Source organism: Trichocoleus sp. ST-U1, assembly GCF_039961835.1.
In the GTDB taxonomy this organism is placed as follows: domain Bacteria; phylum Cyanobacteriota; class Cyanobacteriia; order Cyanobacteriales; family FACHB-T130; genus FACHB-T130.
This window is the reverse complement of record NZ_JAMPJZ010000007.1, coordinates 21101-44472: the sequence shown is the minus strand read 5'-3', so window position 1 is coordinate 44472 and position 23372 is coordinate 21101. Positions and strand designations below refer to the sequence as shown.

At 47.5% G+C, this 23372-nt stretch carries 18 protein-coding genes and 1 pseudogene; 8 read left to right on the top strand and 11 right to left on the bottom strand.

Annotated elements, in window-relative coordinates; genetic code table 11:
* The first annotated feature begins 144 nt into the window (after positions 1-144).
* Complete coding sequence (locus NDA06_RS04585) at positions 145-627, top strand: hypothetical protein (RefSeq protein ID WP_347277000.1); 483 nt, start codon at positions 145-147, stop codon at positions 625-627.
* Between the two features lie 483 nt (positions 628-1110).
* The gene (locus NDA06_RS04580) at positions 1111-3399 is read left to right on the top strand and encodes a CBS domain-containing protein (protein WP_190984852.1); all 2289 of its coding nucleotides are present in this window, start codon (positions 1111-1113) and stop codon (positions 3397-3399) included.
* A gap of 56 nt (positions 3400-3455) precedes the next feature.
* On the opposite strand, the gene NDA06_RS04575 is transcribed toward NDA06_RS04580, so the two are convergent.
* A complete protein-coding gene (locus NDA06_RS04575) occupies positions 3456-6080 on the bottom strand; it encodes a CHAT domain-containing tetratricopeptide repeat protein (protein WP_190984832.1) in 2625 nt (874 codons plus the stop codon).
* Positions 6081-6238: 158 nt separating this feature from the next.
* Positions 6239-7846 (bottom strand): HAMP domain-containing sensor histidine kinase, encoded by a 1608-nt coding sequence (locus NDA06_RS04570; protein ID WP_190984833.1) that lies wholly within the window; start codon positions 7844-7846, stop codon positions 6239-6241.
* Positions 7847-7906: 60 nt separating this feature from the next.
* On the opposite strand from NDA06_RS04570, the gene NDA06_RS04565 reads away from it, so the two are divergent.
* The 3 genes from NDA06_RS04565 (at position 7907) to NDA06_RS04555 (ending at position 9876) form a co-directional block, all read left to right on the top strand.
* Complete coding sequence (locus NDA06_RS04565; RefSeq protein ID WP_190410387.1) at positions 7907-8050, top strand: hypothetical protein; 144 nt, start codon at positions 7907-7909, stop codon at positions 8048-8050.
* 177 nt (positions 8051-8227) lie between these two features.
* Positions 8228-8392: a hypothetical protein gene (locus NDA06_RS04560; RefSeq protein ID WP_190426155.1), complete on the top strand. Its 165-nt coding sequence runs from the start codon at positions 8228-8230 to the stop codon at positions 8390-8392.
* A 62-nt stretch (positions 8393-8454) separates the two neighbouring features.
* A complete protein-coding gene (locus NDA06_RS04555; RefSeq protein WP_199323981.1) occupies positions 8455-9876 on the top strand; it encodes a general stress protein in 1422 nt (473 codons plus the stop codon).
* Between the two features lie 99 nt (positions 9877-9975).
* Here NDA06_RS04555 and bioF read toward each other — a convergent pair whose 3' ends face one another.
* From bioF to NDA06_RS04525, 6 genes are all read right to left on the bottom strand, one after another.
* The gene (bioF, locus tag NDA06_RS04550; RefSeq protein WP_190984834.1) at positions 9976-11148 is read right to left on the bottom strand and encodes an 8-amino-7-oxononanoate synthase; all 1173 of its coding nucleotides are present in this window, start codon (positions 11146-11148) and stop codon (positions 9976-9978) included.
* Between the two features lie 304 nt (positions 11149-11452).
* The gene (locus NDA06_RS04545) at positions 11453-12136 is read right to left on the bottom strand and encodes a DUF2834 domain-containing protein (RefSeq protein WP_190984835.1); all 684 of its coding nucleotides are present in this window, start codon (positions 12134-12136) and stop codon (positions 11453-11455) included.
* A 180-nt stretch (positions 12137-12316) separates the two neighbouring features.
* Entirely contained in the window at positions 12317-13000 is a 684-nt protein-coding gene (locus NDA06_RS04540) for a hypothetical protein (RefSeq protein ID WP_190410383.1), read from the bottom strand.
* A gap of 14 nt (positions 13001-13014) precedes the next feature.
* Entirely contained in the window at positions 13015-13701 is a 687-nt protein-coding gene (locus NDA06_RS04535; RefSeq protein ID WP_190984836.1) for a DUF2834 domain-containing protein, read from the bottom strand.
* A 119-nt stretch (positions 13702-13820) separates the two neighbouring features.
* On the bottom strand, positions 13821-14933 hold the full coding sequence (gene hrcA, locus NDA06_RS04530) for a heat-inducible transcriptional repressor HrcA (protein WP_190984837.1): 1113 nt from the start codon (positions 14931-14933) through the stop codon (positions 13821-13823).
* Between the two features lie 124 nt (positions 14934-15057).
* On the bottom strand, positions 15058-15249 hold the full coding sequence (locus tag NDA06_RS04525) for a hypothetical protein (protein WP_190410380.1): 192 nt from the start codon (positions 15247-15249) through the stop codon (positions 15058-15060).
* A gap of 114 nt (positions 15250-15363) precedes the next feature.
* Here NDA06_RS04525 and NDA06_RS04520 point away from each other — a divergent pair.
* A pseudogene (locus NDA06_RS04520) lies at positions 15364-16071 on the top strand (IS1 family transposase).
* A 124-nt stretch (positions 16072-16195) separates the two neighbouring features.
* On the opposite strand, the gene NDA06_RS04515 reads toward NDA06_RS04520, so the two are convergent.
* From NDA06_RS04515 to dxs, 3 genes are all read right to left on the bottom strand, one after another.
* Entirely contained in the window at positions 16196-16576 is a 381-nt protein-coding gene (locus NDA06_RS04515; protein WP_190986902.1) for a type IV pilin-like G/H family protein, read from the bottom strand.
* Between the two features lie 294 nt (positions 16577-16870).
* Positions 16871-17929 carry an S-methyl-5-thioribose-1-phosphate isomerase gene (gene mtnA / locus NDA06_RS04510; protein WP_190986903.1) on the bottom strand — a complete coding sequence of 353 codons (1059 nt, stop codon included), beginning with the start codon at positions 17927-17929 and terminating at the stop codon, positions 16871-16873.
* 250 nt (positions 17930-18179) lie between these two features.
* Complete coding sequence (gene dxs, locus NDA06_RS04505; protein ID WP_190986904.1) at positions 18180-20087, bottom strand: 1-deoxy-D-xylulose-5-phosphate synthase; 1908 nt, start codon at positions 20085-20087, stop codon at positions 18180-18182.
* 219 nt (positions 20088-20306) lie between these two features.
* On the opposite strand from dxs, the gene NDA06_RS04500 reads away from it, so the two are divergent.
* Complete coding sequence (locus tag NDA06_RS04500) at positions 20307-21902, top strand: serine hydrolase domain-containing protein (protein ID WP_190986905.1); 1596 nt, start codon at positions 20307-20309, stop codon at positions 21900-21902.
* 192 nt (positions 21903-22094) lie between these two features.
* The gene (locus NDA06_RS04495; RefSeq protein WP_190524616.1) at positions 22095-22847 is read left to right on the top strand and encodes a peptidylprolyl isomerase; all 753 of its coding nucleotides are present in this window, start codon (positions 22095-22097) and stop codon (positions 22845-22847) included.
* Positions 22848-23372 lie beyond the last annotated feature (525 nt).

Genomic DNA, 23372 nt, shown 5'->3' with positions numbered 1-23372 from the left:
CTAGATGGATAAACCTGCACCTACAACAAGTCGTTCTTTCTCTTTTAGTGTTAATCGCTGGCTTGCAGCCTCTAACCTTATTCTCAAATCCGGAGTCACCCTCAGAAGTCTCGTATCCACCAATATGTTCTAAAGAGAGAATCCGTGCCTTACTTATTTAACGAACTGTCAACCTACGCCCAGATTGATTGTGACGTAATTAACCTTGCTGCTATGCGAAAAATGGATATGGCTATGGATCGGGATGAGATTGCAGGACTGGGCGCTTCGTTGCGACGGATCAATCAGAAGCTATTGACCTCAGCCAAGGGAGATGGCGTCAAAAGAGTATGGTATCAGGGTGGAGAACCTTATTTCGATCTGTTTATTGACCTGCGAGAAGATGATATCGAGTGGTTTCAGTTGACTTTACGTGGGAAATCGCTGTCGTGGAATCGAGCAGGTTGGCAAACAGGGATAACGAATGAAGGCATTGTCAATGACATTACTTTTTATCCTGCTAGCAAACTGATTAAAACAGACAATCGCCCTGATTTTGCGTTCATTGAATTAGCATATTCCATCCTGCAAACCCGCGCTGGTGATGCGATTGTTGATAAAATACTGGTGCTGTTGAAGCCTGAATAACGAATGGCTAGTCGCTAATCAAAGCCCTTTTTTGCCCAATTAGCAATTAGCCTATACCCTAATCATTAAGCTTATTTGTAAATTATTTTAGGTGCAATATACCAGCACGAATTTGGGTTTAATGTATTTGTTCTTGCTCGTTATCCTAATTTTGAGTCGTTGCTGGAGCCTTTTTATTATTCTTTTTTGATAAGAAAAATAGCCCTCGATTCCTCATTTTTGAAGAGCTAAGAACCATTGGACTCATTGGACTCTCTTCTAGAAAGGGAAATATTTGCTCTTAGGATACTTGTGCTGATTTTATATAGACAATTTATGAATTAGCCCTCTATCTAGGGATTTATTTTCTTTCATAAAACATAAATATTTATTGCAATCAAGTAATGATTTATTGCACATAACTAAGAATTAGCAGAAGTTTGGGTGTATCACAGTTTACAATTGCCAACAGTACCCCTGTGGAAATTACTGGATGGGTTCACAATGCAGCCCAACGCCCTGCCGCTTCCTTGCCTATCTCTAGACCCTGCTATTGACCGTCAGCCTCTGACTGTAGCGCCTGACACACCTCTCCTTGATGTATTGGCGCTAATGAGCCAGTTACGGAGTAGTTGTGAGTTGCCCAGAGGAACCCAAGCCAGAGGGACACAAGCAGACACCAGTGCAGCGTCAGAAGACCCAAGCTGGGAGGCGAGCGAGGGAATGAACGCCGCCTTGCCGCACCCTGCATCCTGTTGGTTGTCACAAGAGGAGACCGATTTTGACACTGCCGATGCCGCAGGTCATTGTGTCTTAGTCATGCAAGGATCGCAGCTTGTGGGAGTCTTTACAGAGCGCGATATTGTTAGACTGACTGCCGCCAGAGCTTCCCTAATTAACGTCAAAATTGCCGATGTCGTCACGCAACCAGCCATTACCCTCAGACAATCAGAAGCTCACGATGTTTTCACGGCTCTTTCCTTGTTTCGTCAGCACCGAATTCGCCATTTGCCAATCATTGACGATAATGCAGGGGTAGTCGGAATTGTCACGCACGATAGTATTCGCAAAGCGTTGCAACCCGTTAATCTTCTAACGCGATTGCGATACGTTGCGGATGTGATGACATCCCAAGTCGTTCATGCGCCTATAACGGCTTCTGTTCTCGATTTAGCCCAAATCATGGCGAGTCAGCTAGTCAGCTGTGTCGTCATTACAGAACAGAGGGAAAACAAAATTGAGAACAAGCCAATAAAGACGCTTAATTCTCAATTCCCAATGCCCGTAGGCATTGTCACCGAGCGAGATGTGGTGCAGTTTCAGGCGATGGAATTAGACTTGTCGAAATTGCAGGCAAAAGACGTAATGAGTACACCCTTATTTTGTCTGCAACCCTCAGATTCCCTATGGGTTGCCCATCAAGAAATGCAGCGGCGGCGCGTGCGACGTCTGGTAGTTGCTAGCAATCAGGGCGAATTACTCGGCATTGTCTCCCAAACCAGCCTGCTACAAGTGCTGAATCCGGCGGATATGTACAATGTCATTGAGGTATTGCAGCAGGCAGTAGAAGAGCGTACCAAAGCATTAGAAAATAGCAACGAGCGATTGCGTTGTGAAATTGCTGAGCGCAAACGAGCTGAAAAGGCATTGCGACAAGCGCACGATAACTTAAAAAAACAAGTAGAGGAACAAACTGCCGAATTGGCTCAAGCGAATGTGCTTCTCAAAAAGGACATTATTGAGCGTGTCGCAGTAGAGGCGGCTTTGCGGAAATCAGAGGCGCAAAAGACAGGATTAATCGCGTCTCTACAACAACAAGCCGAACATCTGGAACAAACTTTACACCAACTGCAAAAAACCCAAGCCCAGCTGATTCAAACAGAAAAAATGTCCAGTTTGGGGCAACTGGTAGCTGGTATTGCCCACGAAATTAACAATCCGATTAATTTTATTTACGGCAATCTCAGCTATGCCGGTCAATATGTCCAGGATTTGCTGAATCTGCTGCAACTTTATATCAAACATCATCCTCAACCAGAACCGGAAATTCAAACAGAAATTGAGGCAATTGACCTGGATTTTTTGAAGACAGACCTCCCGAAACTTTTAGGCTCGATGAAGGTGGGAGCCAACCGTATCCGGGACTTGGTACTGTCCCTACGAAATTTCTCCCGATTGGATGAAGCGCAACAGAAATTTGTGAATATCCACGACGGGATAAATAGTACTCTTCTGATATTACAAAATCAACTAGAAGCAAAAGCGGGACGCTCTGGGATTAAAGTTATTAAAGAATATGGCAGCCTCCCTGCTGTGGAGTGTTTGGGGGGGCAGATTAACCAGGTATTTATGAATATTCTCAGTAATGCCATTGATGCCCTCGAAGAGGTCTTTGCTAAAGAATCATGGGGGATGGCTCATGGAGAGGACAGTATCGATTCCCAACCCCCGACAATTTGGATACGCACCGAATTAGTCGGTAAAAATCAGGTAGCTATCAGGATTGAAGACAACGGAATTGGGATGACGGAAGCGGTACGGCGTCAAATGTTTGACCCTTTCTTCACAACGAAACCTGTGGGTAAAGGTACCGGCTTAGGATTATCAATTTGCTATCAGATTGTGGAAAAACACGGCGGTCAGATGAAGTGTATTTCCGCACCCGGTGAGGGAACTGAGTTTGTAATTCAGATTCCAATCCGACAGACAACTCATGCCGATTCTATGTATACATCCCGTCGTCTAAAGCCTGCCATTGAGCGAAATGAAGAGCAACAGCTACACGGAGCTTAGCGAATGGGAGAAGGAATTAAAAACCGAAGAATTTCTATCTTTCTGTTTTAATTTAATTATTGTGCTTCTCCAATAAGAGTAAAAGCCGCCCAGTCTTTCGGATCGGGGTGTTGCTTCATTGTTGTCAGCATCGCCTGACGCATCGCTTGCGCTTTGTCGGGATTCTTTTGAAGGTTTTGATAAAATTCGGTCATTAAGGATGCTGTAGGGGCGTCTGGAACCGACCAGAGGGACACAATTACACTGGGTATACCCGCAGTAATTAAGCTGCGAGATAGTCCGATAACGCCATCGCCGGTAATTTTGCCTCTGCCAGTGTCGCAAGCACTCAGCACGACTAGCTCAGCATTCAGTTTCATGTCTAGAATTTCGCTAGCAGTAAGTAAGCCAGTATCCTGCTCAGATGGAGCGAGAGCGATCGCACCCGGTACACCCAAACCTTTGAAATCATCCAGCAATCCATGTGTCGCCAGATGAATAATCTTCGCTTTGGGCATCTGTTGCGCGATCGCTATTTTGGTCGCTTGCTTGCCAATGAGCGGTTTGGTTTTGAGGAGGGAAGCGATCGCTTTTGCTTCCTGTTCCGCACCCGGTAGCTGAGATAACGGCTCCGGTTTCTCCCCAATTTTAGGAGCAATTTTAGGCATTGTAGGATTGCCTACCACTAGCACTTCCTTTCCCGATACACGTTGCCGTTGCTTGTGGGTTAGCTCCAGAACCTGAATAGCGGGTGCTGTCACAATAGTGTGTTGTTCGATGAAGTATTTGCCACTGGCATCTTGGAGTGCTGGGAAGGGAACTAGGAACAGTTCACGTTGAGGGATGAAAATAATTCGGTCGTTGGGGTCTTTTGGCAATCGGTCAGCAATCGGTTGAATCAGCAGTTGATGCAGTTGCTGTAATCGTTTATTAGTGCTGGTTTTATCCACTTTAGAGGCAACGGCAAGGCCACGACCTCTAACGCCGATGGAATCACGGCTGCTAGTAACAAGTTCTTCTAGAGAAATATTTTGTTTTTGCCACAGAGGTTTCAGGTCAGCTGTGCGAAACGTTACTTCACCTGTAGGCTTGATGACCCAAATATAGAGTTCTGATTCTTGAGCTTGTTGTTTACCTTGAACTTTGAATGTGTCGTAAATAATCGAATATTGAACAAGAGTGGAGGCTTGCGCTTTAGCAATTTGTTTAATTTGCTCAATGGTAAGAGGTTGAAGGTTAGAAGGTGGAGCTGAACCTTCAACCTGTAACCTGTCATCCTGCAACCTATCAGCGAGTAATTCCACAAAGGCTCGTGCCCTTCCCCGCTCCGCAATTTCCAGTGCTGGCTCAGTTTTACTCTGGGCAATGAGGACTTTTTGTAATGTCTGGTACGTACCAACTTGCCTTTCAAAGATTGACACTTTATTCGCATCGTTACTGCCTAAGCCCGCTCGAATAGATTCCAGAACCTTAATTGCATCCATTAAAATTGGCTCTGCGGTTACGAAATTGCCTTGTTTATAGAGAGTAAAACCTAAATTGTGCAGAGCTATGCCTTCGCCTTCACGGTTTTGAATTTCCTGCGCGATCGCTAACTGTTGCTGAGAATATTCAAGCGCTTTAGCATAGTCTCCAAGGTGACGGTAAGCCACTCCCAGATGACCCAGTAAAGCTCCCTCATTGCGTCGATCTTTGATTTCTCGTGCGATCGCCAAACTCTGCTGAGTATAATCAATCGCCTTGGTATAGTCATCTAAAAAAATATAACCTCTTGCCAGATTGGCTAGTGCCAACCCCTCACTTCGTCGATTTTTTATTTCCCGAACAATCGCTAACTGCTGCTGAGTGTAATCAATCGCTTTAGCATAGTCTCCAAGGTTACTGTAAGCCACTCCTAGATTGCCCAGTGCCGCCCCCTCGCTTCGTTGGTCTCCTATTTCCCGTGCGTTGGCTAACTGCTGCTGAAGGTAGTCAATCGCCTTGGCATAGTCTCCCAGGGAAACGTAAGCTGCTCCTAGATTGGCTACTGCCTTTCCCTCAGCTTGTGGATCTGGAAATCCATCTGCTGCAACGAGCGCCAATACCTGCTGAGAATACTCAATCCCCTTAGGGTAGTTTCCGAAGTTAAGGTAAATCCCTCCCAGATTGGCCAATGCCGCCCTCTCATTAAGTGGGTCTTCTATTTCTCGTGCGATCCCCAACTGCTGCTGAGTGTAATCAATCGCTTTGGCATAGTCACCTAGAGAGTCATGAACCAGTCCTATCCCTCCTAGCGCCAATGCCTCGCCTTTTCGGTTTTTGATGTTCCGGTAGATTAAGAGTGACTGTTCCAAAGACTGTAATGCCGCTGCCCATTGACTGGTAAAATACTGCCCAGCTCCTTGTTTACGTAGGCGATCTGCTTGAGTCTCATAAACCATGTCGATCTTTTCTAGCACCAACTCCTCGCCTCGGCGGTCTTTGAGTTCCTGGTAGATCAAGAGTGCCTGTTGCCAAGACTGTAATGCCGCTTCCTGTTGATTGGCAAGATACTGGTCAAATGCTTGCCCATCCAGTCGCTCTGCTTCCGCTTTCCTTGCATTTGGGGTTTGAGCCAAGGCTTGGGGTGCTGTTAAGGGTGCTGGAAAATTGGCAAAAACCGGCGTCGCGGCATTGGCAACAAGCATGGCGAATAGCATCAGTCCGATTTTTGGGCGTCGCATGGCTGGGTCAACAGGTGTAGATGTGCGGCAGTAGCTACACTGTCATAGCCCAGACACAAAGATACTGTCCAGCGATCGCGGCTGTAACGAAGAGCGGATGCTAGATATTAAGACTTGCATTGGTGGCGGGATAGCGATCGCTATCCCGCGATTACCAATTAAGCATTCCAAATGCCGGAACCATCCACATCTAACGGTAGGAAAACCGTCATGACCTCACCTTGCTGGGGTCGTTGCCGTACAATCAGTTTTCCTCCTAACGCTTGGAAGAGATTTTTGGTGACGTTGAGATTGAGGCTCAAACATCCGGTTTCTGGCTGAAACATCAATAGCTGACCAATTGACTTGCACGTTGGTGGGTTGTTGTCTGCGGCTAGCGAGTTGCCGCTTTCGTCAGGTTGGTTTTGAGACTGGAGTTGCAATTTTAGCTGGTCTCCGGCGGGTGTCACCTCCACCTGAATATGACCGCCTGCGGGGATGCTGCGAGTGAAGTTTTCAATTAACCCAGTTAGTACCTGATCCAGCATGGCGGGATTACTGACAACAGCGGGGAGCTTTTGCGGTAATACCACCTCTAGGGTTAAGTTGCGACGATTTGCTTGTTTTTGCCAGCGAGGAATGCTGTTTTGGAAGACCTGCGCTACCGACATCGCAGTCAGGTGAACGGGCGAGCGCTTAACGGTTTCTGTTTCTAATTCCACCGCCCGGAAAAACAACTCCATGCGGTCAATTTGCTCGGTACACTCGCGATCGATCGCTTCCAAACGCCTGATGATGTCCGGTGCTAATTCGTTGCGGCGCTTCAGCAACAGCCGCGTTAAGGTGCGTATGGTACTCAGGGGCGTCCGTACTTCGTGGGCAAACGCTTGAAGTAATTCCACATCATTAGAATTTTGAATTTTAAATTTTGAATTTTCAATTAATTTAGGATTCAAAATTGGCAGTTCGGAATTATCTTCTAGCTCTTTACCTTTTGCTTCTTGCCCACACCCAAGACGGGATAAATCGGCGTCTTTCCGATCGCCTCTGATTTCTTCGGGCAAATGTTTCAACAGCAACCGGCTAAATTGCATAACGGTTCGATAATCGGGCGCTTGGGGTGCAAAGCGTTCGACTAAAGTTTCTAACTGACTCACTTGATGAAGGCTAGCCAGCAACAAGCGCGATCGCAAAGTTTGCCACGCTTGCTCCACCACTTGCGGATCAAAAGAATATTGGAAAGCTGGGGCACCTGTAATATCTTCTCCAACAACCATCACCAAACTAAACCGTGGTGTAAAAATTACGCAAAACTGTTCGCTTGTTAAGGGATCGGCAGGGATTAACGGGAAGTTGGAAGTGGATTGAGGTTCGTTTTCCTTTTGCTGAGTTGTTGCGGGAGGCAGCAGAAATGGCATTAATGCCAGAGGATTAAATCGCTCTGCTGTAAAAATTCCGGTATGTACGCGAGTCATTACCGCTGGGTGGCTCAGAACCGGCACAGGACCCGCTAAAACTAAGCCCAAGGTTTGTGGCGCATCTTGTAGCGAATCAGTGGCAGGTTCTAGAACTTGCAGCAACAATTGTTCCAAGGCAGCGATCGCTCCACACCACTCCCGCGAGGCACGGGCGTACTCTCGTGCCGTCCGGCTGGCAGGGCGCAATCCATGCGCTTTTTCTGCTGTCTGCTCTACAGAAGGCATAACAGAATTTGCCCCAGTTTGTTCGCTGTGTTCGCTCTGGGCTAATATTTCACTGATGGTTGGTAGTAACCACTTCTTTTGCACAAAGATCCACCCCTTTAACGGCAATCAACTGGCGGTGCGTCTTTTAAACTACTTCTGATTATGAGCGTACCGATAGTTGCCCTCTATCGGTGGTGGTATAACCGAACGAATCAGTGGCAATTCCCGCGCTCTGTTCGGAAAAATTTCTCAGGGTCATCGGGGCACAATCTCCCCATTCATGCTCTAGGAGCCGGTTCTCCCTGATAAATGTCCGTTAATCTCTTGGCAACTCCTCTCCTTATAAAAGTAAGTTCATAAAAGATAAGTTCTTTCCCCTTCCCCGAAACAGAAGCAGCTTCGGGGTTAAGTTTACTGTATAAGACAAAGTATAAGTGTCTTTCCACTCATGCTAAGGGGCAAGGAATAAAGGCATACAAAAAAATGAGCAAAAACCAAAAAGAGTTTTTCGTCAAAAAAACTGATGCAAAAAATGCATTAGGAGCTGATAGAAGAATATCTTTTACCCATCTGTTGATAGAGAAAATTTTACATCTCCAGGCTGATGAAAAGTGTAGAAAAAAACAGAAAGATAAGCAAAGTGCATAAATAAAAAATTGATTCTGTATTTGTGCTGACGGAAGTTATTGAATACTTCTAGGAGGAAAAAAATGACCCTCGACCAAAACAAGCGAGCTGTCGGCGTATTTTCTACACCTGAACAGGCGGAATATGCGCTCAACGAGCTTAGGGACTCTGGTTTTGCCATGAACACAGTTTCTGTGGTGGCACGGGATAGCACTCGGCAAGATGAGGTAGCTGGTGTTGAAGTCAACCCTTACGGAGGTGGCAATGAAGCCGGTGGGGGTGCAGCGGCGGGTGCCTTAGCAGGCGGTGCGGTCGGCGGTTTAGTTGGCGTCCTAGGAGCCTTAAGTGCGTTGGCAGTTCCGGGATTTGGTCCGGTTATCGCAGGAGGTGCGATCGCTTCTATTCTGGGAGATGCTTTAATCGGGGGTGCGGTTGGCGCTGCGACAGGTGGCATTGTCGGCACACTGATGGGTTTAGGAATTCCTGAAGAACAAGCCAAAGTTTACAACCACCGAGTCTCCCAAGGAGATTATTTAGTAATTGTCGAGGGTACGCAAGACGAAATTAATCGTGCTGAATCGATTTTGAACCGGCAAGGTATTCAGCATTGGGGTGTCTACAATGTGACTGGGGTTTCGGCGGTTCCTGACAATTATGGCGCTTCTTCCTCAACCCCCTTCGATCCGATCAGCAGCACGTATCCTTCCCCATTGGGACTCGATCCCCTGGCGACGGGTTATTCCTCTTCGTTAGGAATGAATCCGCTGGGTGCCGCCTCTCCCATCACCTATGTTCCTACAGAAGATAATGTCAATGACAGCGATTTCCGCCGACACAAGCGAGCCGTTGGTGCCTTTGTCAGCCGTCGGGATACGGAAGATGCACTTCACGAGCTGAGTAATTCTGGCTTTCCGATGAGTAAAGTTTCCGTCGTTGCCAGAGATGCAGACCCCCAGGATCAAATCGCTGGCGTTGAAATGAGCGATCGCGTTGATGACAATAACGTTGATGAAAGCGCAACCACAGGGGCGATCGCAGGGGGTGCTTTAGGCGGTCTGACTGGCTTATTACTCGGTTTGGGTGTATTGGCGATTCCCGGAGTTGGCCCGATTTTGTTGGCTGGTGCTACCGCAACTGCGATCGCAACCACCCTGGCGGGGAGTGGAATCGGCGCAGCCGCAGGTGGCTTGATTGGCGCACTGCTGGGTTTAGGAATTCCTGAAGATCGAGCGCAAGTTTATAACAATCTTGTGGCTCGCGGTGATTATCTGGTTATGGTAGATGGCACCGAAGACGATATCGAACGTGCCGAATCAGTTCTGAGCAATCGCGGCATTCAAGAGTGGGCTATCTACGATGTACCGCCTTCTACAACTTCGAGAAGCGATTCCACTAACCGCATCGTCGAACCTCAGGAGAATCTGACGGCTGTGAATGAGATTAAGTCTCAGGATAACGTGACCCAAGTAAGCGATCGCGTTACCATCGTTGACCATCGGCAATAGTTTTTCCACCTGGAACCCCACCCCCAACCCTCCCCGCGTACGGGGACGGGAACCGGAGCCGCAGGCGATGGCAGGGAGGGGTTCTTATATTACGGGGAATCAACCAGGCTGAATATTACCCATTACCGCCTCCACCAATCGTTGAAGATGGGCAGTTTCATGGGTTGCCATTACCGAGAGCCGAATTCGACTCGTAGGCACCGTGGGAGGACGAATCGCTGGGGCGAAAATGCCGGATGTTTTTAGTTGATGTCCCATTTTTAGCGCTGCTTCTGCACTTTCCAAGGGAAAGCAGAGAATGGGTGATTCAGAAGGCAGTAATTGTAGTGGTAACTTCTGGGCAATCTGCTGTTTGAGAAAATTGACATTACGCCACAGACTAGCGAGGCGTTCCGGTTCTTTTTGGATGATGCGAACTGCTTCCAATGCCGCAGCGGTATCCGCGGGGGAAAGAGCCGTTGTATAAATCCAACTAGGTGCCCGATTCCGCAAAAAGTCAATCACAGCCGAGTTGCCTGCGACATATCCACCCAAACTGCCTAAAGCTTTGCTGAGAGTGCCGATTTGAATCAACGGGACATTGCTACAGCCAAAATGTTCTACACACCCAGCACCCGTTGCTCCGAGTACCCCTGTGGCATGAGCTTCATCAACGAGCAGCATACAGCTAAATTCCTCCGCCAGCTTTAACAGTCCCGGTAAGGGGCACAAATCGCCGTCCATACTGAAGACGCTGTCTGTGAGAATCAGGCATCGACGGTATTTTTCCCGGTGTAAATTCAGTTGGGTTTTTAACTCCTCAACATTGCAGTGAGGGTATTCAATAACCATTGCACCGCTAAGAATCGCCCCATTTTTCAGACTGGAGTGATTGTACCCATCAGACACAATCAGATCGCGTTTTCCGACTAAAGCAGCGATCGCACCTAAGTTTGCCAGATATCCAGAACTAAAAACTAAGGCATCTTCAGTTTGTTTGAGGGATGCGATCGATTTTTCCAATTCCCGATGCAGTTCCCGATGTCCGCTGAGTAACCGAGAACCCGTGCTACCCGTGCCAAATGTCTGAGTAGCCGCTACTGCGGCTTGGATGAGGCGTTCATCCCCCGCGAGTCCCAAGTAATCATTACTGGCAAAATTGATGACTTCACGCCCCTCCAGCAACACCGCCGCACCCGGACGACTAGCGATCGCTTGCACCGACCGATACCAATCTGCGCGGTGAATGGTGGCGAGGGATTGCTCTACCCAAGCGTAAGGATTCGTTGGCATTTCGATCGGTTATCGCACCTTTAACTTTGCCTGTATAGCAGTTCTCACATTGTTGCAACACACTCCTAGCCTCACCCCCAACCCCTTCTCTCCACTTTTCGGTGAGGGGACAGTATTGAACCTCTTCCTGCTTGCGGGGAGGGGCAGGGGTGGGGTTAAACGGTACTGCGTCCAAACGAGAATTGCTATAAAAGAAAATACAGGAAAAGTGGCAATCATGCTTTCCACCTCCCAGAGACGCTACAGCACCCCTCTATATTTTCATTTTCTCCTTTCTTCACATTCTCCTGGCACAACTCGCAAGCTAAGCTGTCAAATTAGACGCTTGAAAGCTGACGTCAGCACTTGATTCTGGCAAAGGTGGACGCAGGCAAAGATAAGCAAGTGGTCCAAATAAAGGTACTAGCGCCACCGCCCAGAAAATTCGAGCCTCCTTTATGCCCCGACGAGCCATATCATCGTCAAACAGTGACGTTAATGGAAACACCAGGCACATCAGACAAAAATCCAAACTGATGAGGTGAACGAATTCCCTAGTTTTAAACTGTTGAATATAATCTCCCCAATCTCCAGCAAATATTGCGTAGGCAAGTAAGCCAATCGTTGTTAACAGTAGGAAAATTCCTGTCCAACGGGAATCTAGAATTTTTAGTAATTTATCCTTCGGTCCAGAAAATTCTTGATTTGATTTTCGGAAAATTAAATAGGGGATAAAGCAAATCACACCCGTTCCATTTGCCCCAATGAAATAAGGCCATGAGCGAAACGGTTGCGTTGTGCCATCAGCAAACATTAGACAAGCATAAATCATAGGCCAAACGCCCATGAGCCAGAAGATAGCCACAAGAATTGCATTCACATCTGCCAACTGGAATGTTAATAACTTCCAAACCAGCGAAAACGTCTCTGGTTGAGCAAGTGGATCTAACCATACGGTATAGACAAGAAATGTAATCCATATCAAGAACAAGGCAATTTTTCTGCCCATAATCTTGACCCATAACTTTATACATCAATTATTTAACTTTAAAAGTCCGATAACAGCACTTACCTCCGTCTTAAGTCACACCAACTTGCATTCAAAAGAAAGCCACAGCCTCTCCTTTCTTTCCTCCGCGTCCTCTGCGACCTCCGCGGTTTGTTCTTTCCTAAAAACCTCGAAAATTGTTCACACTCGTGTAGTGTTCGCAACAGACTCTGGTGCCGGTTCAGCACCAGAGTCTGGTAAAGGTGGACGAATACAGAGATAGGCAAGGGGTCCCAGTAGAGGAACCAGCGATACTGCCCAAAAAACTGGGGGAATATTGAACCCTCGACGCACCATATCATCGCCGAGAACGCTCGGAAACAACAGACAGAACAGGCAAAAAGCCAAACTCATGCCATTGACAAAGCGATCGCTTTGGAATTGTTGAATAAACCCTGCCCAATCACCCGCAAGCAAGCCAAATGCTAGCAAGAAAAGCGTGCTGAAATTGAGGATAATACCCGTCCAGCGAGAATCAAAAACTTTCAGCAAGGTATCCTTTTGCCCGGAAAACTCTTGATTCGGTTCCCTCAATGCTAAATAAGGTATTAGGCTAATCACTCCCGTTCCCGCTGAACCCAAAGCAAAAGGCCAGAAACGAATCTTTTGCATCCTCCCATCGACGAACAAAAGACAGCTATAGATGAGTATCCAGATGCCAATCAGGGAAAATATAGAAAGGATAATTGGGTTGACCTGTGTCCACTGACCCGTCAATATATTTTTAATGAGCCTCAGCGTGTCTGGCGTAATTGGCGGTGCCAGCAGCAAAACATAGGAGATAAATCCAGCCCATAATAACCAAAGTGCTGTTTTTCTAGCCATATTTCCATCAAATTTTAATTTCTAGATTGTGCGGGTTGGCGTTCCGTGGAGAAAGCTTCGGCATTAGTTTCTGGTAAGGGAGGACGCAGGCAAAGATAAGCTAAAGCCCCAAACAAAGGAATCAACACGACCATCCAAAAAAGTGTAGAATTCTTGATTCCCCGACGCGCCATATCATCTCCCAGAAGTGCGGGAAATATTAACCACAGCAGGCAGAAATCCAAACTCATGACATGAACGAAGCGATTTGTCTGGAACTGCTGAATATAATCTGCCCAATTCCCGCCCAATAAGCCATATACAACCAAACTCCCAGCGCCGAATGTTAGCAAAAAACCAAGCCACCGGGAATCGAGTATTTTTAGAAATAAATTCTTTTCTCCGTGAAATTCCTGGTTGGGTTCTCGCAGTGCTAAATAAGGCAACAAAGCAAATGCTCCGACTCCAAAAGAGAACGCCGAAAAAGGCCAAGCTGCTACCTTTTGCTGTTTGCCATCAATGAGCATCAGACAGGCGTAAATCATCGGTACGATGCCCAGAAGATTGAATAGCGTGACGACTAGGGGGTTAATCCCTGTCCATTGACCTGTGGAGAGATTTTTGATGAGTTCAAATGTGCCTGGTTGTTCAGGAGGTGCTAACAGAAAGGCATAGGTAATAAATGCTGCCCAAAGCAACCAAAAGCCAATTTTTCTAGCCATATCAGTGAAGAATGAAAAGCAAAAATTAGAGCTAATCGCAATTAGCCATGTTTATCGTTCGTGGTTCGTGGTGGGCGACCCAATCGCTAATCGCGATTAGCGATTAGCGATTTTCTAAATTAAGCAGGTTGCGTAAGAGCATCCGAGAGATAATCGGCGGCGGCTTCAACGAGTGCGATCGCATTTTCGTACACCATCCGCGTTGGCCCCAAAACACCTACACTTCCCACAGGTACTGAACCCTGCTGATAAGTTGCAGAAATCAGCGTACAGGTACGCATCGGTTCTAAAGGATTTTCCGAACCAATCCGCACCGTCACTCGCGAACCAGAGGTGACATCTGAAATAGCCGTGACATCTGGTCTAGGCCATTCAAAGATTAAAGGCCACAACTGGTCTTGTTCCTCTTCCAATAGGTGTATAAGCGTCTGCACTTGCTGTAATTCGGAAAATTCTGGCTGACGCAATACTTCAGCGACGCCACGAACCATAATTTGAGTTGTGGCAGGTTGGGAAGTGCGACGGATCAAGTCGGAGAGCAGATTTCGCAAAGAATCAACATATCGTTGAAATTCTCGGTCTAGTTCGCTCCAGTCTAAAGTTGCCAGTTCACTGAGCGATCGCCCCCGCAAGTGGCTATTCAGAAAATTCGATAAAATTTGCAACTCCCGATCTACAATTTCTGCGTCCGGTTGCTCATCCTCCGATTCTGAGAGCGGTAACTCCATTAAGACGCTAGTCGTCTCATAAGAATCCGTCACCACAATCAGCATCACCCTTCCCGGATCGAGCTGCACCAGTTGCAAATGCCGCAAACGATTAGTTCGAGTCTGCGGCATCGTGATCAGGGTAATATAACCGCTGAGCGTTGCCAGAATTTGCGCTGCACCCCGCAACACAGTCTCGAAACTCTGATGTTCCAAGTTCAAACGGTCTGTGAATAACTGCTCTACCCGACGCCCCAAGGCTTCAGAAGGCTTAATTAATTGATCGACATAAATTCGATAGCCAGAGTCAGAGGGAACTCGCCCAGCCGAGGTATGGGGTTGATAGAGCAACCCCGCTTTCTCTAAGACGCCCATTGCATTGCGAATCGTCGCTGGACTGACGCACAGATTATACTCGTCTACCAAAGCTTTTGAGCCGACTGGCTCAGCCGTCGCAATATAGTGACGGACAGTTGCCCAGAGAATACGTTGTTGACGGTCAGTCAGACTTACTTGCCTAGCCATTTAAACGAAAGCCGAATTGGATAGGGTTTTAAAAACAATTGGAAATTCCTGGACTTCTGATGATGAATTTCTCAATAAGTCCGGCGCTCTTGTCAAGCAAGCAGCCGATTAAATATAGGATAGGTTAAAACAGAATAGCAGATGCTGCCTTCTGCCTGCCGGTTCGCCACACCCAGCCAGTAGAAGCATAACAGCCGCCGAACTTCAACCTTAGACATACCATGACGATCGATCGCAGAGTTAGGACATTATCGCTACCCGTAACTCTAGAGTCCACAGTCTCTATCAGGATTGTCTGTAGTCTACTCGACTGCATCGAAGTTTGTCAGCCAAAACCTCTAAATACTTATTTCGCTAGTAAAAATTAGGTAGTCATGAATAGTAATGGTAGGCTGGTACTCAAGAGACATCAACCATTACAAACGGCGCAATGAACTGTCCCAAGTGCCAATTAGCTCAAATCATCAAATACGGACGTACCCATTACGGCAAACCGCGATTCCGTTGCCAGGAGTGTGGGCGACAGTTCGTCGAGAATGCAACCCGACAACCGATTGATGAGGCAACTCGTCAATTGATTGATAAGTTGTTGCTCGAACGCCTTGCACTTGCCGCAATTGCACGGGTAACGGGTGTTTCTGAGCGTTGGCTGCAAATGTACGTCAATCAGAAGTTTTATCAAACTCCAAAAACTGTCGAAGTCACCCAAAAAAACCGGGTCGGCTGATAATTCAGTTGGACGAGATGTGGTCGTTTGTTGGCGCTAAAACGAATAAACAATGGATCTGGCTGGCCATTGATGCTGGTAGCCGTGAGATTGTTGGCGTATTCGTTGGAGATCGTTCTCGGCAAGGCGCAAAGGGGCTTTGGCAATCCTTACCAGCTGTTTACCGCCAGTGCGCGATTTGCTACACCGATTTTTGGGAGGCGTATGAGCAGGTACTACGCCCGAAAGCGGCATCGCGCAGTCGGCAAAGAAACGGGAAAAACTAGCTATATCGAACGGTTCAACAACACCTTACGGCAACGAGTGGGGCGCTTAGTTCGTAAAACCTTATCTTTCTCCAAGAAGTTGAGTAATCACATTGGTGCGATTTGGTATTTTGTGCATCATTACAACGCCTCCCTTCGCTCTTAACCATTACTATTCACCACTACCGCTTTAATAAGTATTCACTGGTAGAATGAGAAATTCCTGAAAAGGTTAGATTTGGGATTGCTTAAGTGTCAATTCCCAATCTAACCTTTCTTCCGAGTTAGCCTTAAGGCGAATAACGGTAGATTTCTGTGGTGTTGGAGCCGCATGCAACTGCGCCATTTTGATAAGCTGGCTCTACAGGTTTGATTGCGCCAGGGGAATCCGCTTGGCACAAAATCGTTACTGTTGTCTCTCGATTAGCAGCTTTAGATTTAGCCTCAGTAGCTGGTATTACAAACACAGCCCCAACGTAACTGTTATTTCCTTTACTTTGGGATATCCCGTAACTAAAGGCAGCCGAAGAAGTGGCACGGGTTGAATATTCGTAGTCGTCACCCTGCTTTTGAAGGCGGATTCCTAACTTATTAAAGTCGTTAGCAAAGGACTTTTTTTCAGAAAAATGGGCTTCTTGAGCTAAGTTAATTGACTCAATATTTTCTTCCACTGTTGATTGCTTAACTGGGCCACATTTCAACATAGGGGGAAACCCGAGTGCGAAAGCAATGGGATTACCTACCAATACCAAACTCCCTATCGTTATTACACCCGTTGCGAAAAAGAGTATGTTTCTTCGCTGTTTGAGGGAATCTTGCCAATTGTAAAGAGACGGTGAATCTGTTTGTGTAGACGCCGCAAATTTACGGATTGGTTCGGTTTTAAAAAGATGTTGTTTGGTTTCGGCTGTGGTCTTTCCCAAGGTTCGTTCCTTTTAATTTTTCTGTTGTATTGTTGCGCCCTTCTAAACCAATTGTTTGGTCTGAAACTGTTTTAACTCACTGGGAGCGATCGCGCCATACTCGGTAATCACTGCTGAAATTAATTCAGCGGGAGTGACATCAAATGCTGGATTGTAAAACTCCACGCCAGCAGGGGTCAGAAGCGTATCGCCAACTTGGTAGATTTCCGAAGCGTGGCGCTCTTCAATCGGAATTTTGCTGCCAGAAGACAACTCAAAATCAATCGTAGAGAGGGGTGCGGCAACAAAGAAAGGAACATTGTGAGCCTTGGCAACCAGTGCAAGACTGTAAGTGCCAATTTTATTAGCAGTGTCACCATTTGCGGCTATCCTGTCAGCACCGACAACGACTGCATCAATTAAACCCTGTTTCATACAGTGAGCTGCCATACTATCGGTAATCACCGTAACTGGAATGCCTTCTTGGACGCATTCCCAAGAAGTCAGCTTCGCACCTTGCAAGCGGGGACGAGTTTCATCAGCATAGACTCGCTCCAGACGCCCATCTCGCCACGCCGAACGAACAACACCCAAGGCGGTGCCATAGCCAGCGGTTGCCAAAGCTCCAGCGTTGCAGTGAGTCAAAATAACCAGTTTATGGGGCTTGGAGGGTAAAGCTTTTAAACCGTGATCGCCGATTGCCTGACAAGTTTGCAAGTCTTCTGCATTAATCGCCTTAGCAGTTGTCAGTAAAATAGATTTGATTTCTTCTACCGTTCCGAGCGACTCATAGGCAGTTCGCAACATCCGCGCGATCGCCCAAAATAAATTAACCGCAGTTGGACGAGTTTGCCGTAACATCTCGGCAATTTGTTCCAACTTGCTCAAAAATTCCTCACGCTTGTCTGACTGAATCTCCCTTGCCCCTAGGTACATCCCATAGGCAGCAGCAACACCAATCGCCGGTGCCCCCCGGACAATCATCGTTTTAATCGCCTGCGCCATATCTTCGCAGCAGCTGATCTCAACAAACGTGTACTCCGTAGGCAGGCGGTTCTGGTCGATGAGCAAAACGCGGTCTTGATTCCAAATAACCGGATAAACTTGAGTTTTGGTAGACATATCGGCGGTGAGTTGCTAGTTATCAATATGATAGTTTCTAACAACTTAGCCGATATTTACCCGACTAACTGCTTTTTTACCTCGTGCTTTCTCCCGAAAACTTAGGGTGATTTTGTCTTAACGCAAAAGAACACCAAGGAAAGCTCAGACTACACCCAAAGCGCAACCGATATCATTGCGTACCTCTGCGTTAGCGAAGCGGCGCGATCGCGCTTACCTGTGCGTACCTTTGCGTTAAAAAAACCTACCTTTAACTCATCACTGCTGACAGCTGAGGACTAAAAGATTTCCTCACTCGCTCGGCAATTTGAGCCGGTGTCAGACCCAGTTCCGCCATCGACTGTTCTGGCGTAGCATGATCCACTAATACATCAGGCACGCCAATCCGCGTAATCGGCACCATCAGATTATGATCCAGCAGACTTTCTGCCACAGCCGAACCAAAGCCGCCGATGATGCAGCCTTCTTCCAGCGTCACCACCCGACCAATCTGCTGAGCCAGAGGCAAAATTAACTCAGTATCCAGCGGCTTAGCAAAACGGCCATTCACAACAGTCGCTTCAATCCCATGCTCGCTCAAAATCTCCGCTGCCTGCATGGCGGGATATACCATCGAGCCATAACCCAGGATCAAAACATCATCGCCTTGGCGCAAAATTTCTGCTTTGCCAATGGGTAGTTCTTCCCAGCCTTCTTCCATCAGGGGCACCCCGTAGCCATTGCCGCGAGGATAGCGCATGGCAATCGGACCATCGGTGTAGTTAACACCAGTGACGATCATCTGCTGCAATTCAGCTTCATCTTTGGGTGCCATCAGCACCATGTTCGGGAGACAGCGCAAATAAGCGATATCGTACATCCCTTGGTGCGTGGGACCATCAGCACCGACAATCCCGGCGCGGTCAAGACAGAAAAAGACGGGTAATTTTTGAATGCAGACATCGTGAACGATTTGGTCGTAGCCGCGTTGCAGAAAAGTAGAGTAAATCGCGACAACGGGTCGCATCTCTTCACAAGCCAAACCGGCGGCTAAAGTAACCGCGTGTTGTTCGGCAATGCCGACATCAATGTATTGCTTGGGCAGTTTGCTGGCGAGTTTGTCTAAACCCGTGCCAGTCGCCATTGCTGCTGTGATGCCGATAATTTTGGGATTATTCTCAGCGAGTTTGACCAGCGTGTGGGAAAACACCTTGGCATAAGAAGGAGGTTTGGGTTTGCTGGAAGGAACCGCTTTCCCAGTTGCGAGGTTAAAGGGGGATTGTGCGTGGTAGCCGACTTGGTCTTTCTCCGCTATTTCGTAGCCTTTCCCTTTCACTGTTGCTACGTGAACCAGGACTGGCCCCTGCATCTTGTGTGCTTGCTTAAAGGTGGCAATCAGTTCCTCTAAATTGTGACCATCCACTGGTCCCATATAAGTAAAGCCGAGTTCTTCAAATACCGCCCCTACCTTAGGAACTGCCAGACGCTTCATCCCTTCTTTCACCCGTTCCAGTTCTGGGGTCAGGGATTCACCCACAAAGGGAATATGCTTAAATTGCTCCTCCAGATTATCTGTAATAAACTGCATCGGCGGACTGAGACGCATTTTGTTCAGATAGCGAGGAATCGCGCCGACGTTGGGCGAAATTGACATTTCGTTATCGTTCAGCACCACTAGCAGGTTAGTTTTGGGCAAGTGTCCGGCATGGTTAATTGCTTCCAACGCCATGCCGCCAGTGAGTGCCCCATCGCCAATCACTGCCACGACTTTGAAGTTCTCACCTTTGAGGTCTCGCGCCATCGCCATACCCAAAGCCGATGAAATACTGGTGGAAGCATGACCAGCGCCAAAGTGATCGAATTTACTTTCACATCGCTTGAGATAACCGGCGATGCCATCTTTTTGGCGCAGTGTGTGGAAGCGGTGATACCGCCCGGTGAGCAGCTTGTGCGGATAGGCTTGGTGCCCAACATCCCAGGTCACTTTATCGCGGTCTAAGTCTAGCGTTTGATACAAAGCGATTGTCAGTTCTACGACCCCCAATCCCGGTCCCAAATGACCGCCGCTGGTGGCTACAGTTTGGAGATGCTTTTCCCGAATTTGACGGGCAATTTGCTGAAGTTGACGAATTGATAGACCGTGCAACTGGTTGGGATGAGTAATTTCACTCAAATGCATTCCAGATTTCCCTATAAGCTTAAGGATCGGATTTTAGTTATCTCTTTAAACTGTAATGGATTTGGGGGAACGAACCGAATGATTACGGTAGACAAGGCGGGTTTAGTCTGCGTAACCGTTAGGGACACGGAAGCCCCCTCGCTGTTACCCGGATTGTTAGCGGGATGCACAATATCCGATGAAATCCGTTAATTACAAAAATTCTGGATGTAGAGACCAATGCTTAACTTTTATCAATTAGAACAGCAAATTGAAGAACAGATGAAAGCCTCCGCTATCCCAGGCGTGGCGCTTTCGGTTGTCCAAAATCGGGAAGTCATCTATGCCAGGGGTTTTGGTGTCACTAGCGTGGAAGATGGCTCAATCCCCGTGACGCCGCAAACTCTGTTTCGGATTGGTTCTGTCACCAAGCCGCTCACTGGTACTGCGGTGATGCGGCTGGTTGAAACGGGCAAGCTTGACCTCGATCGGCCCATTAAAGATTACATTGATTGGTTCGCCCTCAGCGAGGAGGGAGCTGCTGAACGCATCACCCTACGGATGCTGATGACGCATACATCTGGACTCCCTACGGATGCCCAAAACTATGGTCGGCGCGATCCAGAGGGACTTGAGGCTTACGTCCGAGACCAGATCCCGAAGTACCCGATTATTGCACCTCCCGGCAAGCTGTATTCCTATAGCAATCCCGGCATTATGGTGGTTGGTTATATTGCTGAGGCTGTCAGCGGTAAGCCCTTTACACAACTGATGCAAGAGTTAGTTTTCGACCCTTTGGAGATGCAACGCACGACATTCGATCCGACGGTGGCGATGACTTATCCGATTGCTCAATCGCACGACCAAAATGAGGATGGGACGTTAAGGGTGGATCGCCGTTTTGCTGATAATACAGCTGGCTATCCGGCGGGATTTATCATTTCCACGGTGCTGGATTTGGCAAACTTTGCGATGATGCACATGAACGAGGGTTGTTTTCGCGATCGCCAGATCCTCTCACCCCAGTCGGTTGCCCAAATGCAAACACTTCATGCAGACTGGTATACGGCGGAAGGGGCGGGATATGGACTGACTTTCATGGTTGATCCCTACAAGGGGATACGTCGAATTGGACACAATGGTGCAATTAGCAGCTTTGGTAGCTGGTTCCTCATGGTTCCGGAGGCTGATGTTGCAGTTTCGCTGGTGTTCAACCGTCGTGCCCCTGACTTTGCTGCTTACAAAATCGTCAACCGAATCTTTGACGAACTCCTGAATCTGCCAAAGCAGGCACCGAAGCCGCAAGCGATCGCGCCCGATACCGCGTTATGGTCGCAGTATACAGGATTATATTTGGGACCTCAGACGGGTTTGCTCAAGATTCAGGTGGTGGATGGTCAGCTGATGCTTGAATTAAACGAGCAGGTAATGCCTTTACAGGCGCTCAAAAAAGACCTTTATTTTGCACAAAAGCCAGATAGCCAAGATAAAATTCCTGTCGGTTTTATCCTCGAAGCAACAGAACCGACACGGTATATTATGGTCAACTCTTCACCCTGCGAACGCATCGAACTCGATGCTTCGTTTGTGCCGGATTTCTCGGCTTGGGCATCTTATGCGGGCAGCTACATGTCATATCTAGATACGCTGACTATCCATGTTGAGGCAGATCGCGTGTTCCTCCACACCAAAATGTTCAACCAAGATGTGCCCTGCATCCTGATAGATAACACCCACTTTGCTTGCAAATTCGGTCTAATTGAAGTGCAAGTTGCGGAGGATGGCGTTGCGCGATCGCTTAACTTAGGAAATTATTTCATCTTTACCCGCTGTTAAATCATCCCAATTGCTCTGTTGATTTCAGCCAAAACAATAGTTGCGTCATCTGGCAATTCTCTAGTTCAATCCACACTTCTGTAAAGATAACGACCGAATCTGCTATAAGATTTGGTCAGTAGCAAAGAGTTAAGAACCAATCCGAGTGACTCATGCAATCGGGGAAAACCTAGGCGGGTAGCTGCGTTTGAGATGGCGGAAATTTTTCAAGTTGGCAGCCAGGTAATTCAGGCACATGAGATTCCGTCTTTGTTGAGCCGTTATCAGTTGCTGCCCCAGTTTTTGCAAGGGATTATTATTGACGAAGCGATCGCGCTCTATTCTTGCACAGATATAGAGCGTCAATTGGCTGTAGAGCAGTTTGCCGCGCAACACCAACTCACCTCCCCAGAAACGCGAAAAGCTTGGGCGGTATCCCAAGGCATGACCTTAGAACAACTGGAAGACTTAGCTGTACGACCCTTGCTGCTAGAGAAGTTTAAGATGGCTACTTGGAGTTCAAAGGTCGAGTCTTATTTTATCGCTCGCAAAGCGAGTCTCGACCAGGTAGTGTGTTCCTTAATTCGTACCAAAGATATGGGAATTGCCCAGGAAGTCTACTTTAGAATTCAGGAAGGAGAGCAATCTTTCGCAGAGTTAGCTAGAGAATATTCCCAAGGAACAGAAGCTCACACTGGGGGAGTCATTGGCCCGGTAAGTTTGAGTGCTTTGCATCCAGCGATCGCAAAAATGCTATCCATTAGTCAGCCGGGACAGTTATGGCCTCCTACTCGTCTGGAAGAGTGGTATGCAATCGTTCGACTTGAAAAGTTCTTGCCAGCACAGCTAGATGAACAAATGCGCCGTCGATTGATTGACGAAATGTTTAATAACTGGCTCAAAGAGCGGATGCAACAAGTCGGTTTATTACAGTTTATCGAGTCTTCAGTCTCGGATTCAGCGTGACTTTAAAGGCAAAGTTGATGTAAATTGATTGCCCCCCAATTTAGCAGGGGTTGGGGGATCAAAACGGGACTTGCAAGTTCAAGAAGACTTGTATATACACGGTAGCTGTGGACGGGGAGCGGTAGCAGGGTGGTTTCATTTATTAAAAGAAAATTCTGTAACGTTGATTTTGGTTGGCGGTAGGGGCTTTTTGATTGCCATATCCCTACAAAATGTCGCAATGCCTCGAAATTTTCTAAGGATTGTATGAAACCACCCTGCTGTAGACGGGGTGGGGTCTCCCTGTCTGACTTTAAGGTAGCCCCGCAGCAGGGTTCGCCCTCCCAAGATAGAGGGTGGTTGCCGACAAGTATTAGCCCACATTTTGCCGCTCTCAGTATATCTACAGAGATAGCGATTTCTTAGTACCAGGATGGTTTATGAAGATTGCGTGAATTTACGGCAACTTCATCCCAGCTTAATTTATACTTAGAATTAATTATCAGGGTTTGTTAACATCAACTGAATATCTTTAGGGTGGCGCTA